Origin of the sequence: Capnocytophaga sp. H2931 (assembly GCF_002302535.1) — a bacterium.
Taxonomy (GTDB): Bacteria; Bacteroidota; Bacteroidia; order Flavobacteriales; family Flavobacteriaceae; genus Capnocytophaga; species Capnocytophaga canis.
Genome location: NZ_CP022381.1, coordinates 1,518,370 through 1,534,856, shown reverse-complemented (window position 1 = coordinate 1,534,856; position 16,487 = coordinate 1,518,370). Strand labels below are relative to the sequence as shown.

Genomic DNA, 16,487 nt, shown 5'->3' with positions numbered 1-16,487 from the left:
TTGGTTGTCAAAACTTAATTTTAATATGACAAACAGACTTCTATACTTACACGGATTGGACAGCCTATTGCAGGACGACCGAAGAGCTGTTTTACAAACCTATGGAACGGTCGAAGGCCCTACCATTGACTATAAAAACACGCCTAATTTGTTTCAAAAACTCCAACAAAATTATGCTGACATCGAAGCTATCATAGGGTCGAGTGCGGGAGGATTGGTGGCGTATTACTTGGCTCAATATTTACAAAAACCATGTCTATTATTCAACCCAGCATTGACATTCAGAGCCGAAATGCCTATACCCACCGCGTTCAACAAGAACTATAAAGAGTATATGCAAATTGTAGTTGGAGGACAAGACAAAATTATCTCAGCGTGGGAATCTATCGAAATTATAAAAGAGGATATATCTGAAAATCAAAACATTAATATTCATTTCACTAATACAATGCAACATTCGTATGACATTGATATTTTCCGAAAGGAAGTGGAATTTTTCTTTACTCAAATCAGATAGAACAGATTGTTTTTTTTGAAAAACAGAGCGATTTTAGCAAGAAATGACTGTTTTGAAATGAAACACAAAAAATAAAACCAAAAACCATAAAATAAAATGAAAAAAGCGTATTTTGTAAGTTTATGCGTTCTTCTATCAGCTTGTAATCAAACGGTTACGAAAAATACGGAGGAAAAAACTATTGTTAAACCTGTGGTTATCAGTACTTGGAATCACGGATTACCTGCTAACGATGCTGCTTGGAAAATCCTCGCCTCGGGCGGAAGTGCCTTAGATGCGGTTGAAAAAGGCGTGATGACTGCCGAAGCCGATCCCGAAGAAACATCGGTAGGTTATGGCGGATATCCAGACCGAGAAGGAAACGTGACGCTCGACGCCTGTATTATGGACAGCCAAAACAATGCGGGTTCGGTAGCTTGTTTGAAAAACATCAAACACCCCATTTCGGTGGCTCGTTTGGTAATGGAAAAAACGCCTCACGTAATGCTCGTGGGTGACGGAGCTAAGCAATTTGCTCTTTCACAAGGATTTAAAGAAGAAGATTTACTGACTGAAAAGTCAAAGAAGGCTTATGAAGAATGGCTGAAAACCTCTCAATATAAGCCTATTATCAATATTGAAAACCACGACACGATTAGTATGTTGGCATTGGACGAAAACGGAAATCTTTCAGGGGCTTGTACTACCAGCGGAATGGCTTGGAAAATGGCGGGTAGAGTCGGCGATTCACCCATCATCGGTGGAGGGCTGTTCTTGGACAATGAAGTAGGAGCAGCCGCAGCAACAGGTTTGGGCGAAGCGGTTATCCGTACGGCGGGTAGTGCGATGGTGGTAGAGCTGATGCGACACGGAAAATCTCCGCAAGAGGCTTGTGAAATCGTAACCAAACGCATTTATGATTTGTATAAAAATACGCCAGAATTGGAGCATCTGCAAGTAGGATTTATCGCTTTGAGTAAAAGTGGTGAAATTGGGGCATTTTGCGTTCGAAAAGGATTTAACTATGCATTACAATCTAAAAATCAGCAAAATACACTCATTGATGCTACGTATATGATGGAGTAAAACGATTTTATAAATGTAAAAAACGCACCAAATAAATTGAACTATTTGGTGCGTTTTGTATTTTAAAAAATGGTAGAGTTACACAAGGTATGATACTCAAATCCATCCAAAATTGATGTAGAAAAACACAATTTCAAAAGCTTTTATATGGTTTTCAAACTTTTTTGAAAAACAACAAGTTTTCCTCACCGCTCGGCGTATCCGATGTCTCAAAAGTGTGTTGTTTCCTTCAATATCAGTAGTGTATTTTTTACCTACTTTATGTGTATATTCTTGAAAAACAGACGCAAAAGCTTCCCAATTATCTGTACAAATCTCATCAAAACTAACACCCAATTTCTTCAATTTCTCACGAAGTTTTTGGGCTGTTTTTATGTTTCGTTTGCCCCATACCCACGCTACAATTTCCTTTGTTTCAGCAGAATAAGCATAAATCAACCACTTTTTGTTTTTCTTTTTTCCTACAAAAGTCCAAAGTTCATCAACTTGTAACGATTTGTATTTGTTTTGTTTGGGTTTGATTTCTCGATTGAAATTTACCAAAACCGAAAGTACTTTTTTGATGCTAACTTTTTCAATTTCAGCAATATCACGAATACCTACATTTCTTGCCAAAAGCAAGAGAATTTTCGCAGCAATATGCGAAGCCCAACCTTTGTAGGTCAGATTATGATCGCCGATAAATTGGCGTTTACAGGTTTTGCAAAGATAGTTTTGTTTTTTGTTCTTTTTATTCCCATTTTTGACTATCTTTGTGCTTTGACAATTGGGGCAATGGAGTGTAATTGTTATTAGCATTCAACAAAAATACAACTTTATTCCCTGATTGTCAAATTTTTATACCATCATACTTTTTAAAACACGACCTAAAAAATTAAAGTGATTGAGCGTATTTTTTGTTATTTCGAATTGATTTTATGATGACTTTCATTGCTATACAAACAATACCAGTTAAGCTCCATAGAGTAATAATTACAGGAAAATCAAATTTATCAGAAAATCTTGCTAAGGAAGATAATATAGGTATGGAGAACATAATAATTAAAGTATCGTAATTTTGACTTACTTTATCATTTTCCAAAAGATTCTCAGAAATTAATCCTTCTTGAATATACATTAAATCACGAGTTTCGAAAGTAATTGACCTTTCTTTTATACGTTTTCCGTCTCGGTAAGTTATTATGAAATGAATATTTCCGAGTTTCGTGTTCTCTATTTTTGTTGCTACAATATGTTTACGTTCAATATAGGGAGCTGTCCCCGAAGAAAACCACATTATGAGGAAAGTCACTATCAGAAAAATGGTTGCAAAACCAGTTGCAAAAATAGCCAAATCAGTGTTGTCCAAAAAGAAAAGTACAACGGCTATTATAGAAAATAATAATGTTCCAATAAATACAACACCCAACGTTTTAAACAAATACGAAATAGATTTTTCGTAAGTTTTTGTGATATTTTCAGGAGTAACAGACCTATTGATTATCAGTTTATCGCTAAAAATATGCAGATACTCTTTTACACCTTGTAGGGTTCGCAAGGGCTTTTCGGTTATAGTCTCAGCAATAAGTGTTTCGTATGAAGTACCCAAAGTGGTTAGTATACGTTTTAAAGTTTCTCCTGAAGGTGTGTTTTCTGCTTTTTCCACACGCTGAATGGTTCGGAGAGAAACTCCCGCTTGGGTTGCTAATTCCTCTTGCGAAAGACATTTCATTTTTCGTAATTCCTTAATTTTTTGTGATAGTTTTTCAATATTCATAGCTTTCCTATTTTTCGCAAAGATATGAGGATTTCAGCTTTTTACTCTAATTTTTAATACGCCTTTTTTACGTCATTTTGCAAAGGTACTGATAAGAACAGAAGCGTCTCCCCTCACGAAAAAATAGCATTGGAGGCAAAGTCGGCGAAAGGTAATGTGGAAGCATTCATTTTCAGCATAATACATTTTCTTAAACACAAACCACATAGAAACATCGTTTTTTCTATGTCCCTATGTGGTTGCGAAAAACAACAACAGATTACACCTGTAATCCATTTAAAACAAACCACATAGAAACATAGTTTTTCTATGTCCCTATGTGGTTTTATCATAAATCTAAGATTGAAATCCGTTCTATTTTTCTAATATCGGGAATACAAAGTACTGTTTTTTATCCTCCGAAACCAAATAAACCACCAAAGGCAACCCTTGCTGACGATACAACTGCAACACAGAGGCTTTGATCGGGTTGGGTTGAGTAGCCGATGCATCTTTGTAAAGCACCGTAGTTGCCTCGCCCTCTTTCCACACCGTAGGAAGCTCTAATTTCAAGAAATGCGTCTTTCTGTCGGTTGCGGAAACTGCCGTGTGCAACGTTTTGGGGGTTTGATACCGATATTTGGTCTCTACTTTCATCGCTCCGCCGATGTTTTCCATAATTCCGAATTTGACAGGAACTACATTCACTTTGAGGCTTACCGAACGTTTGCTATTGGTAGCATCGGTTATTTTAAAGGTAACGCTTCCGGCTTTTGTTGCCCGTATGTTGAGTTGTCCTTTTTCGTAGGTTAGGGTGGCAACATCGGAAGTGTTGGGGGTGATGCTCACCTGCGAGGCATTGCTAAGCCCTACCTGCGTGTGTAGCCCTTGCATAAGTGACACTTCCGTAAGGGTCAATTGCATATCGGGGGGTGTGGGGGCAGGTGTGGGAGTATCTTCTTCTTTACTACAAGCCGTTAAAGCTACTACAAAAAGCAATAATAACGATTTTATGATATGTTGATGTCTCATTTCTTTATAATTTTTTAGGGTTACTATTTAACTACAATACCGTCATAACTTACTGTGTAAGAAACGCCTAACACTTCAAAGTGAATCATAAGGGTAAAAGTACCTGCTTTGGCAAACTCAAGTTGCGCTTGTGTGGCGTCAATTGTGCTTACAAGGGCTGTGACTGCCGAAGCATTGCTCATATCGATAAGCGTAGCTTTGAAGTTGGTCGCATTTTGAGGCATATCTTCCCACACAAAGGTTTGAGGCGTTCCTGTTTTCAGTACAGCCGTGTCTAAGCCTGTCAGATGCGGAAGTACCGCATTAGGGTCAAGTAAAATCACTTCTTCAAAAACAGCCGTAAGCGATATTTCTTCGTTTACGGTAAAGCTATACTCCGCTTGGGTAGAAACCACCGCTTGAGTAGCTGTGTTTATCCAATGTTTGAATTTATGTGGTGCTACGGGCGTAGCTGTTACTTTTGCTGTTTGACCCGCATTAAGGGTTTGATTTTCAGGAGATACACTACCCCAAGCCGTGTTGTTGCTCTTAGCCGTTACCTTGTAAGTAGAAACGCCCTCCTCAAAAACAGCGGTAAGACTGCTATTTTCGTTTACGGTAAAGCTATACTCCGCTTGGGTAGAAACCACCGCTTGAGTAGCTGTGTTTATCCAATGTTTGAATTTATGCGGTGCTACGGACGTGGCTGTTACTTTTGCGGTTTGACCTGCATTAAGGGTTTGATTTTCAGGAGATACGCCACCCCAAGCCGTGTTGTTGCTCTTAGCCGTTACCTTGTAAGTAGAAACGCCCTCCTCAAAAACAGCGGTAAGACTGCTATTTTCGTTTACGGTAAAGCTATACTCCGCTTGGGTAGAAACCACCGCTTGAGTAGCCGTGTTTACCCAATGTTTGAATTTATGCGGTGCTACGGACGTGGCTGTTACTTTTGCCGTTTGACCTGCATTAAGGATTTGATTTTCAGGAGATACACTACCCCACGCCGTGTTGTTGCTCTTAGCCGTTACCTTGTAAGTAGAAACGCCCTCTTCGAAAACAGCGGTAAGACTGCTATTTTCGTTTACAGTAAAGCTATACTCCGCTTGGGTAGAAACCACCGCTTGAGTAGCTGTGTTTACCCAATGTTTGAATTTATGTGGTGCTACGGGCGTGGCTGTTACTTTTGCCGTTTGACCTGCATTAAGGGTTTGATTTTCAGGAGATACGCCACCCCACGCCGTGTTGTTGCTCTTAGCCGTTACGTTATACGTAAATACGCCCTCCTCGAAAACAGCGGTAAGACTGCTATTTTCGTTTACGGTAAAGCTATACTCCGCTTGGGTAGAAACCACCGCTTGAGTAGCCGTGTTTATCCAATGTTTGAATTTGTGCGGTGCTACGGGCGTGGCTGTTACTTTTGCCGTTTGACCTGCATTAAGGGTTTGACTTTCAGGAGATACACTACCCCAAGCCGTGTTGTTGCTCTTAGCTGTTACTTTGTAGGTAGAAACGCCCTCCTCGAAAACAGCGGTAAGACTGCTATTTTCGTTTACGGTAAAGCTATACTCCGCTTGGGTAGAAACCACCGCTTGAGTAGCTGTGTTTATCCAATGTTTGAATTTATGTGGTGCTACGGGCGTGGCTGTTACTTTTGCGGTTTGACCTGCATTAAGGGTTTGATTTTCAGGAGATACGCTACCCCAAGCCGTGTTGTTGCTGTTGGCAGTAATTTGTAAAGGCAAAGGCTCAAAAACAGCAATAAAACGCACGTTTTCATTGATGGCAGGTTGGTACGGATTGTCATTGGCTACGATAAAAGAAGGCGTACCCACAGCCCAACCCACAAAGCGATAGCCCGTTTTTGGGGTAGCCTGTAAGGTAACCTCTGTACCTGCATTTACGGTTTGGGTGGCGGGTTGTGCCGTACCCCACGTAGGGTGATGGCTTTCGGTGGTAAGTGTATATTGAACGGTACGCTCATCTTTGAGAGTGAGATATCGAAATGTATTACCTCCATAAGTTCCGTTGTTTAAGAGATTGCTTGTATTGTCATCAAAAGATAATCGTAATATAAAATTACTTTCTCCAGGAAACTTATCCTTAGCATCCGATAAAATTTTGTGTATTTTTTCATTACTTTTGTCTTCATACAAATATACAAAATTTGTTGAACCTTCTGGAGCAATATCCCACCATACAGCAGAACTTTTATTAGTTGAAACATTAATTGTCTGATTATCAGAAACTTGAGAAGCTGATCTTGAGTGTGTATTTGTACTGTTTTTGATGCGTAAAATAGCATTATCATCTAGGTCTTGTCCATTAAGTTGCCAAATCCAATAATAATTGACATCTCCAGCGATTCTTCGGACTTTGGTCACTCCTCCCACAATGGTCTCATAGCTACAGCTAAAGCCTCCAGCTCCAGTAAATCTGAGGCGCGTTTTCCCATTTGTTCCAGTAATAATAGTAAATTTTCCATAGTTCCTGTATACATTGGTATAGTGAGATGGAAATTCTACCTCAAAACTCATGCCATTTTTGACAAGCACTCGTGTAAAAATGGATTCTGTTGTAGAGAAGTCTTCCTCAGCAAATTCAGTGATTGACTTTACTGTGTTTGGCTGATCAATTGTGATCGTCTTGGCGTAGCTCGTCTGAGCATAGCCGAGTTGTCCTGCGCTGAATGCCACCACAAGGGTAAGCACCAACAAAAAGATATGTTTTTTCATATTGCTTAAAGTTAATATATCAAAAAAAAGTAATAAATCCTGCGAAAGTAAACAAAAAAGCAGGAAACTTCCAAAAAAATAAGTGGGTTTTGTGTTTTGAGCCTTACAAAAGGCTACCGTCAAACAAAAAAGGTAGTAAATCCTTAATGGAATCCGTTTGAATGATTTTTCCACAGGCTCCCATAAAATAAACGGGAATGGCTTTTTTTTGTCGTATTTCGTACTCCGAAAGTGATTGCCTACACGCACCACAAGGCGACACGGGTTGGTCGGTGGGTGCTTTCGCCGTACCGGAAATGGCAATGGCTTGAATCGTTTCGTTTGGAAACTGAGTCGACGCTTGATAAATTGCCACACGCTCGGCACACAAGCCCGACGGATAAGCCGCATTCTCTTGGTTGGAGCCTATGCAAATGGCACCATTCTCCAACCGAACAGCCGCACCAACCTTAAAGTTGGAGTAAACCGCATACGCATTTTCCCTTGCCTTTACAGCCTCAGCCATAAGGGTTTGCACCTCTTCCGGAAGTTCAGAAATATGTTCGTAAGTTGTGTAGCGAATGGTCAATTGTTGTTTCTCCATAACAAAAAAACCGTTACTCAAAACCAACACTCTTGCCACAAACAGAATTCAGCAAGGCTTGTAAATTGGTTTAAAATACGTTTGACTAAATGATTACTTTCGCAAAGTTACGTATTATTTTTGAAAACAGGAATATTTTATGTGATTTCTTTAGGTGAAACGCAGGAAAATTATCAACCTCTGATTCGTTTATTTGAACCGTTTTTCGACCTTTTCGAGGTCGAAAAAGAAACATATCATTTCCATAAATTGGATTTAAAAACCCCGTAGGCTTTCTATTCAAAGCACTTTGCCAAAGTTTTAAGACTTTGGCAAAGTACCAAAAACATAGAAGAAAAACAAAATCCGTGTTACCTGTGGAAAGTTATTTCTATTTGGTTTTTACTTTAATTACAGCAGTTTTCAATCCTTTGCTTTTAGCTTCGAAAGTGATTTCTCCAGCTTTTTCGCTTGATTGTACGATGGCTACCAATTTTCCGTTGAAAAGATGCATTTTTGGCAAATGGAATTGGTCGGTTGAGGTGGCATCGCCATTAGCTGCCGCACGATACGTTCCGGCTCCACTTACTTTGAAAGTAACCAAATCATTTACATTAGGGCACAGATTTCCGTCTTTGTCCACCGCCTCTATGGTAATGAATGAAAGGTCTTTTCCGTCGGCAGTAATTACATTTCTGTCGGCAGTAAGGCGAAGTGAATGTGGTTTCCCTGCTGTTTTTACAATTTTTTCAGCTACGGCTTTTCCGTTTTTGTCGTAAGCGACAACCTTTACTTCACCTGCTTCGTATTTGGTGTCGAGCCACATTAGGCGATAACGTTTCTGACGCTCAAACGATTGCTGCGCTTCTTTGGTGTAACTTCCATCAAGCGGAATGTTCAAATCTTTACTGCGTTTCCCTTGACTTTTTCCATTGATGAAAACCTCTGCCGAAGGATAATTTGTATAAACAAAAATCGGAGTTACTTGTCCTTCACGTCCTTCCCAATTCCAATGTGGTAGAACGTGTAGCGTTTCGGCTTCTTTGCTCCAATGGCTTCTGTAAAGGTAAAATCTATCTTTAGGAAGTCCTGCCAAATCCACCGCACCAAAGTATGAGCTATGAGCTGGCCATTCTACGTAATACGGAGTCGGTTCACCCAAATAATCAAATCCTGTCCAAATAAATTCGCCAATAGTGTAAGGTAAATCTTCGTGTTGAATCCAATCATCTTCTGGCAAATTTGACCAACCGCAATGTTCTACATCATAGGAAGAGGTTTGTTGGTCTTCATATTTTGGCATTGATTTTCTTTCCACAGGGAACTTGTAAACGCCTCGTGAACTGATAGTTGAAGCGGTTTCACTTCCCAAAATAATCTGTTGAGGTAACAATTTGTAGGCTTCTTGATAACGGAACGGACGATAGTTGAAACCTGCCACCTGCATAGTTGCCGCCATATTGTTTTTGAAAACGTGGTCGGGTCTGTCCATTCCGTTGGAAACAGGTCGTGTACCATCGTGTTTGTGGATAATATCCTGCAACCAACGTGCTACTTTGGCTCCTTCCTGAACGCTTTGTTCTTCTACTTCGTTACCGATGAACCACATCACCACACTTGGGTTGTTACGAAAATGACGTACCAAATTGGTCAAATCCTTTTCTGCCCAATCTTTAAAATAACGATTGTATCCATTTTCTACCTTCGGAATTGCCCATTCGTCGAAACTCTCCAAAGCCAACATCATTCCCATTTCATCGGCAATACGCACATATTCAGGAGCTGGCATATTATGAGCCGTACGAATGGCATTCACGCCCATATCTTGCATAATTCGTATCTGACGACGGATAGCCGCCTCATTGACTGCTGCCCCAATCGCTCCCAAATCGTGGTGCATACACACGCCTTGAAACTTGATTTTTCTTCCGTTGAGATACAATCCGTCATTGGGTTTGATTTCGATTTTTCGGATACCAAAAGTGGTTGTTTCGGTGTCTTTCAGCGTTCCGTTTTCATATATTTTTGTAATTGCTTTATACAAATTAGGTTGCTGAATATCCCACAAAAGTGGATTTTTCACATAAATATCTTGCTGAATTTTGTTATTGATAACAAATTCATTGTATTTTTTTCTGTCGGAAGCGATTTTTTCTCCTTTCGGATTAAAAATTTCGGTTTCTACTTCAATGTTAGACAGATTTTGACTTTCTATCTCGGTTTTTAGCTGAATTTTAGCGAAATTCTTCTCAATTTCAGGAGTTGTGAGTTGAATGCCCCAAATAGGAATGTGAGTTTTGTTTTTGGTAATGACGTGTACATTTCGGTAGAGCCCTGCACCTGGGTACCAACGCGATTGCTGCGTCAAATTCTCCAAACGAACTGCCAAGGTATTGTTTTTGGCTTTCACAAAAGGAGTAACATCGAGGAAAAAAGTGTTGTATCCGTGGTGCCATTCTCCTGCTTTTTGCCCATTTACGAATACTTCGGCGTTGGACATTGCTCCGTCAAACTTGATGAAAACTTTTTTGTCGGCGTTGAAATCCGCCACATCAAACGAGGTTCGGTACCAACCCACACCTACGAACGGAAGTCCGCCCGTACGCCCCGAATGCTCGATGGGAGCTACCTGTCCGTCTTGCTTGATGGCGGTGCGTTGTACGTCATTTTCAATATCGAAGGGGCCATAAATAGCCCAATCGTGAGGCACAACTACATTTTGCCATTTTTTGTCATTTACAGAAATTTGCGAGAAGTTTTTGTTGTCCTCACGCGTGAATTTCCAATTCTTTTCGAGGGTTTGCGAGGTCTGTGCGATACTCAGGGAACTCATTCCCACTAAAATGGTTGATAAAAATATATTTTTCATAAGAAAATGAATGATTTTTATGGTAAATTCTTTGATTTTATTTCTATAAGTTCGTAAGAAACGGAAAAAGGAGTGGCTTTTGTAAGTTTATTTACCTTTAAAAGATAATGATAGCCCGTTTCAAACTCAAAATTTTTGATTTCTTGGAGTATGACGGGCTTTTTCGTTTGGTTGTCCAGACAGAAAAGAGCGTCATATAATACAGGTTTTCCGTTGGCGTCTAACTCAATAGGATACGATTTATAAAATTTCACTTTCTGCGGGTTTACCACCAACTCTATTTCTTCGGAAGTGTCTTGGGTGATTATTTTTTCTTTTTTTAGAAGTTCTAAAAGTTCATATTTGATGGGAATAACATCTTGCGGAGGATTTTTTTTCATCCAAGTTTTCTTGGCTTTGAATGTATATTGAAATCCTCGTTCGTATGATAATTTATCTTTTCCTTCAATGATGGTATGGAAAGCATCTTGTTTTCTATTATCCTCATTATCAGAATAAACGATGGCTTCTGTCCAAATATCAGAAAGCACGTGTTTGCCGCTTTGTGTCTGCGGATAGATTGTCAATTCAACTATCGTCTCAACATCTTCTGCTTCATTTTTCAAGCAACCCACCCAAACAAAGTTCAGAAGAAAAACCAAAATAAATATACCTCGCTTTTTCATATCATTTTTTGGTCGTGTTGTAAAAAGTATGATGGAAGTTCTGATTGTCAGGCTGAGCGAAGTCGAAGCCTTATCATTACAGGGCTTCGACTTCGCTCAGCCTGACAGAAATGTCCTCTTTTTTTAAGGTATCATACTTTTTACATCACTTCCCATTTTTTATTTGGTTACAAAGATAATGCATTTTTTCAGAAGAAGCAATCTTAAAAAAACAAAAGCCTATAAAATAGCTATTTGAGTGATAAAGTGTTGTTAATCAAATAGTTATTTTTGAAATATAGTGTTTACTAAATGCTTTAAGCATACGGACTATTTAAAAAAATCGCATTTTTTTCGTTAGGATATTTTCATGATGAAAAATAGCTTACAGATGTTAAAACTCAAAACCAGGTCCTTTTACGTATAGATACCCTGTTTTTTGTTTTCCGTCTTCAAAGGTAATTACAAAGAAATAAGTGCCATTAGGCAAATGAGTTTTGCCAAGGGTTCTTGAATGCTCTGAACGACCTCCAAATCGCTGGTTGTCAAGCATATAATTTTCTTTTTCATATACTTTTACGCCCCATCGGTTGAAGATACGCACCACGTTTTTCTGTTTGCAACTTTCGTAATATTTTTTAAGGTCTTCCACCTCCCAAGTGTCGTTAGCACCATCTTGATTAGGCGAAATAGCATTGGGGATAAACATCTTATCAAATAAATCATCGCAAGGCGGTTTTGCTACCACCTCTAATAGTAGGCTTACCACATCGCTTTGGCAACCCGTATCGGTTTTACAAACCACATAATAAGTCGTATTTCGGGTAGGATGGATTTCCGAAGCCGTAATTTCCTGCGTAAGAGCCGAATCGGTAAACCATTGTACTTTATCGTTACCGCAAGACACACTTGCCAAACTTACCGATTGCCCCAAATAAATTCGGGCTGGGAAATTGGACGCATTGGGCAGATTAGGCGGCGTATTTCGTCCAATAGCCACCGAAGTAGGTTCGCTTTGTACTCCGTTAAGCGTCTGACGCACCCAATAAGTAACCGATTGCCCTTGTGGAATATCTTTGGTATTAACGCTAATAGACGAGGTGGTCTCGCCCGTACTCCAAACCAAAGCCCCAGTATATCCAGAGGCGTTTAGTTGGGCAGTACCCTTATGGCAATCGTACGTAATTTGTATTTTAGGAGGAGTAACCTCACCCATTATGGTGATAACCCCTATTTTGGTGTTGTTACTACACCCATCATTGACGTTTACTTTGTAGTAATACGTCCCCGCTTCAAGCCATTGTACTTGCACTTGCGGACTGCTATTGCCACCCACAAACACGGCTTTTGACGGCGGGCAGTTTCCTGCCGTTTTAGTAAAATCAAGGTTCGGCGTAGGCACATAGAGTTCCCACGTGTATGTACCATTAGGTACATCACTTATTGACAATGTGGTGGTTTGCCCTACCAAGCCTGTGTTTTGAGCCGAAACACCGCCCCAAAAACAAAGCCATAAGCAAAACCACAACAGCAACGAAACGCTATGTCTGTTATGCCGATACATATTGTTTATACAAAGGATATAATTTCCCGAACGTTTTCAGCACTTAACTACATATCTTTTTTACAAATTAAGTGTTGATTTTCAATATTTTCTATCGGCATTGGAGACGAAGCGTTAAGAAAATCAATGAATGTAGCGTAGAAAATATCCATTGTCCGAAGCGACCGCAGGGAGCAAGTTTGGAGATTTTCAGCGGAATTCATCTGATTTTTAGCAAAGTATCCAAAGCCTTGATTTTTGGTTCTTTTCATCTAAGGAAAAGAACAAAATATGAAAATAAATAATGAACTCAATTTCCGAACGTTTTCAGCTTTCGGGAAATTATACCTTGTATAGAGAAAGTTTTTTAAGTTTTTATTGAATTTGGATGATAAACCCTCCTGATTGAGCTTGAATTTCAGGTCTTGCTAAAATGACTTGTGTTCCTTTTCTATTGTCGCTGTCATTTGTTATATCAGAACAATCGTCCTTAACGTCTCTCGCTCCTAAACTATTGTTTGCAAGAATCATATTACCTTTGGTTGACAAGGATATATTCTCATCTGCAAGCCCCTCGTATGTCCCGTTATTTACCACTATTTTTAATATAAACGAACTTTGCGTGGTAGCCGTTTTTGCCAATAGATTTGTTACAGAAGCTCCTGCTACAAAATCATCGCTAAAAGTTTCAAAAGTACTTCCTCCTGCTTTCCACTCTACGGATTCGTACTTTCTTCCTACAAACTCAGCGTCTGTTCCTGTTTTTCCTTGAAGTTCGGGAAGTGAAATCGTAGGTTTCCAATTACCTACATATCCACTCATTTCTACCTTGTAGTAGAGTGTTGTTTTTCCGTACTCGTATTTCACTTTTCCGTTAGCAAGAACCTGAGCAGAAGAGATACCTGCCGCACATACTTTTTCTTCTCCTGCATTAAACGCAGCCCCGTCAGCGTCTTTAACAGGTGTTACCTTTAACTTGAAATTATTTAACGGCTTTATTCTCATAGCTTTCATATTGTTGGACTCACAATTATTTTTGGTTTCTGTATATTTAATAACCAAATAAAAGGGATTCCCACTGGTTAAGGCATCGGGTTTCCAAGTTAATTTTAATCGTTTGTTAGCGTTGTCTGCATCGTCATAAGTTGCGTCACCAGCAACAACATCAAAAAAATTGTTTGTAGCACTCTCTTTTGTTCCGTTAAGTAAGTCTGCTTGTTGGGTAATATACCAGTGATATTTACCATTTCCTGTAAACCCATTGTTTGTGGTATTTACCTCATACGTGTAAGTAGTTCCGATAGCAGGTTTGTTTTGGTCAGCGGTACAAGGTGTCGTTTGTGCATAAGCACCTGCCGATACGATGGCAAAAGCCATACTTAATACTAACTTTCTCATAATAATAAAAATTTAAAAAATGAATATTTATATTTAATTGTTTACGTTAAAAAAATCATTCAAATTGCAAAACGGGTCGTGGTGTAATCCGTACTTCTCGGGTTACATAGTTGTATTTTTGTCCGTTACATTCCAGCCAATAGGTAATATTATACGTTTTATCGGTGGAAGTATCGTTTTCAAAAGAAATACCCGTATGGGTAGAGGGTTGCCCTGTTCGTACGTTGCCCAAATTGTTATTGATAGTCCATTTCAAAACGGGCGTCGGGCAACAAGGCACGGGGTTTATGGTTACGTCAAGTGCTGTATCCCCTGTGGGCAATACGTAACTATTTTCTGCTACGTTCGTATTTCCGCTACCCTCATCATAAACCGCCGTTACCACATCGGGCAAACATAACGTAATGTTTTCAGGCGTTGTAAGGGTTATAGAGGGTTTTACCACATTAACCACTAACTTTTGGTTGTTAAAAAATGTTTTACATCCGTTTTTATCACTAACCCATAAGAGTTCGTAAATAAACTCCCCCTCATCGTTGGGGTTATGTCCCATAGTTAAGCTATTTTCATTTTCAGCCAATGGTACTTCAATTTCTATGGGAGTTTCTCCTGTTTTGCCAGCTCTTATCTTTACGGTAAAAGGAAGTTCCCCCGTAAAGGTAACCCACGGGATTTGTGCTTGCGAGGTGTTTAAACATACAGTGGTGTTTTGTCCTGAAAATACGGCGATGGGTAGCGGTTTTATGGTGATATTATCCGCTTGATGAATTTGGGTCGTGCAACCATAACCATCAGTAACGGAAACGTATTGATATTTAAGTGGTGGTGTTCCCGCTTGGTTCGTGTTAATGGGAATATTAAAATTCCTAACATTTGAGGTGTGTTGATACTCAACGCCGTTAATTTCGTAAGTAAAAATAAAAGGAGGTTGTGCAGGGTTTGTTATCTTCACTTGAATTTCTGCACCACTTTCCCCTTGGCAAAATGATTTTTTATTAGGGCTTACGCTGATATTTAGTTTCTTTATAACATCTATTCGTATGGGGTCGGACATAATGCTCTCTGGTTTAGAGGGTACGCCTATGTTATTGATAGTGATTTTCGCTTCTCGGAAAAAGTAATAACTTCCTTCTGCGGGATTATTAAAAGGAGGCACGTTGGTATTGACCACATAGTGCCTTGTATTCCCCCCGATGATGGGGTGTTTCGTCCCTGTGGGGCTTGTGGCGTAGTGCCATTGAAAAGTAGGGTTGGTAAAGGTATTGGGCAAAGCCGCCGCAAAGTCATCACCATCAAGGGTGGTGGAGCTACCCATACAAATCTTTGTTCCGTTGGAAGATGTTAGGTTCGTATTTTCGATGATTTTATCGGCGGTAGGGTCTATCTGAAAAATATATCGCAAAGGAATATTATCGTTGAAATATTCGTATTTCAGTCGGTCGTTGTTGCCAGTGAGTTTAATAACCTGTGTTTTCACGGAATAGTCCCCCGCAGGGTTCCATCGGTCATATACCTCTTCGTTGTTTATAGAAAGTCGTGTTCCGTCATCAGAGCCTAATTTTACGTAATAAAACCCCTTCAAAGATGTGTTTTTCATCAAGGAACGTGCCGTAAAATAACGAAGAATCCCCGCTCTTACAACTCCTTCCGAACGAACCTCTATGGGGGAGCTGTTGCCACTTGGGTCTCTTTGTTCGTCAAATGAATGGCTGTTATAGTCTTTATATCCTAAATAATTGGTAAAATTGTTCATCTCTCTGTAAAAATGGGTTCGCCATTTATTGTTCGAATTATATGAATTTTGATTGTCGATATTGTTTGCCCCACCGATTATTTTTATTCGCATATCACTTCCTGAACCCCAAAAACGGGTGTAATATACACGAACTTGACCTGAAATAGGAGCTATAAAATTTTTTTTCGGATTTGAAAAAGTACTACCATCACTATCGGATAAAGGAATTTCTTGTGTTCCATTACAAACCATTATGAATCGGGCATTTATCTCATACTGCACTCCTCTTATGACATTGATTAAGGCATATCGATTTCTACTTGTACCATCGGGAATAGGCACTCCTTCGGCTTCTCCGTTTTGCTCTCTCCAATAAGGCGTAACAACGCCACCCACCTGTGTGCCTGTGCCACATTGTTGTGCAGACAGGGGGTGTATCGCCAAAAAGGAAAGGACGAAAATAAAAATGATATTAAACGCTCTTAAAAAGTTCACACTTGGGTACAAAGTTAGTGAAATAGCATAAAATTTTCAATTGCTCAAGCACACGAAATTTTGGGTCAGCACAAAGATAGTAAAAAAACAAGGGGAAAACGTATGGAAAACAAAAAATATCTTTATGAAGTATGAAGTTTTTGTTTGTAGGCGAATATAAAAATAATTTGTTTATTTTTTG

13 protein-coding genes are annotated in these 16,487 nt (G+C 39.4%); 2 read left to right on the top strand and 11 right to left on the bottom strand.

What is annotated here, in order from left to right; genetic code table 11:
- Positions 1–25: 25 nt before the first annotated feature.
- Both CGC52_RS06480 and CGC52_RS06475 read left to right on the top strand, forming a co-directional pair.
- On the top strand, positions 26–517 hold the full coding sequence (locus CGC52_RS06480; RefSeq protein WP_095893805.1) for a YqiA/YcfP family alpha/beta fold hydrolase: 492 nt from the start codon (positions 26–28) through the stop codon (positions 515–517).
- A 96-nt stretch (positions 518–613) separates the two neighbouring features.
- Positions 614–1,582: a N(4)-(beta-N-acetylglucosaminyl)-L-asparaginase gene (locus CGC52_RS06475; RefSeq protein ID WP_095893804.1), complete on the top strand. Its 969-nt coding sequence runs from the start codon at positions 614–616 to the stop codon at positions 1,580–1,582.
- Positions 1,583–1,678: 96 nt separating this feature from the next.
- Here the strand turns inward: CGC52_RS06475 and CGC52_RS06470 are convergent, their stop codons facing one another.
- The 11 genes from CGC52_RS06470 to CGC52_RS06420 all read right to left on the bottom strand — a co-directional run bounded on the left by CGC52_RS06470 (position 1,679) and on the right by CGC52_RS06420 (position 16,306).
- Positions 1,679–2,380, bottom strand: coding sequence for an IS1 family transposase (locus tag CGC52_RS06470; RefSeq protein ID WP_095893401.1), 702 nt, complete (start codon positions 2,378–2,380; stop codon positions 1,679–1,681).
- A 76-nt stretch (positions 2,381–2,456) separates the two neighbouring features.
- Positions 2,457–3,338, bottom strand: a complete 882-nt coding sequence (locus tag CGC52_RS06465; protein ID WP_095893803.1) for a helix-turn-helix domain-containing protein — start codon at positions 3,336–3,338, stop codon at positions 2,457–2,459.
- Between the two features lie 354 nt (positions 3,339–3,692).
- The gene (locus CGC52_RS06460) at positions 3,693–4,349 is read right to left on the bottom strand and encodes a hypothetical protein (protein WP_095893802.1); all 657 of its coding nucleotides are present in this window, start codon (positions 4,347–4,349) and stop codon (positions 3,693–3,695) included.
- Between the two features lie 23 nt (positions 4,350–4,372).
- The gene (locus tag CGC52_RS06455; protein WP_157909112.1) at positions 4,373–7,060 is read right to left on the bottom strand and encodes a hypothetical protein; all 2,688 of its coding nucleotides are present in this window, start codon (positions 7,058–7,060) and stop codon (positions 4,373–4,375) included.
- A 103-nt stretch (positions 7,061–7,163) separates the two neighbouring features.
- Entirely contained in the window at positions 7,164–7,643 is a 480-nt protein-coding gene (gene cdd / locus CGC52_RS06450; RefSeq protein WP_042009606.1) for a cytidine deaminase, read from the bottom strand.
- Positions 7,644–8,013: 370 nt separating this feature from the next.
- A complete protein-coding gene (locus tag CGC52_RS06445; RefSeq protein ID WP_095893800.1) occupies positions 8,014–10,491 on the bottom strand; it encodes a DUF4982 domain-containing protein in 2,478 nt (825 codons plus the stop codon).
- 17 nt (positions 10,492–10,508) lie between these two features.
- Positions 10,509–11,156 carry a hypothetical protein gene (locus tag CGC52_RS06440; RefSeq protein WP_095893799.1) on the bottom strand — a complete coding sequence of 216 codons (648 nt, stop codon included), beginning with the start codon at positions 11,154–11,156 and terminating at the stop codon, positions 10,509–10,511.
- Positions 11,157–11,529: 373 nt separating this feature from the next.
- On the bottom strand, positions 11,530–12,699 hold the full coding sequence (locus CGC52_RS06435; RefSeq protein WP_095893798.1) for a gliding motility-associated C-terminal domain-containing protein: 1,170 nt from the start codon (positions 12,697–12,699) through the stop codon (positions 11,530–11,532).
- A 47-nt stretch (positions 12,700–12,746) separates the two neighbouring features.
- Entirely contained in the window at positions 12,747–12,950 is a 204-nt protein-coding gene (locus CGC52_RS06430) for a hypothetical protein (protein ID WP_095893797.1), read from the bottom strand.
- A 103-nt stretch (positions 12,951–13,053) separates the two neighbouring features.
- Positions 13,054–14,076 carry a hypothetical protein gene (locus CGC52_RS06425; protein WP_157909111.1) on the bottom strand — a complete coding sequence of 341 codons (1,023 nt, stop codon included), beginning with the start codon at positions 14,074–14,076 and terminating at the stop codon, positions 13,054–13,056.
- A gap of 55 nt (positions 14,077–14,131) precedes the next feature.
- Positions 14,132–16,306: a hypothetical protein gene (locus CGC52_RS06420; RefSeq protein WP_095893795.1), complete on the bottom strand. Its 2,175-nt coding sequence runs from the start codon at positions 16,304–16,306 to the stop codon at positions 14,132–14,134.
- Between the last annotated feature and the right edge of the window lie 181 nt (positions 16,307–16,487).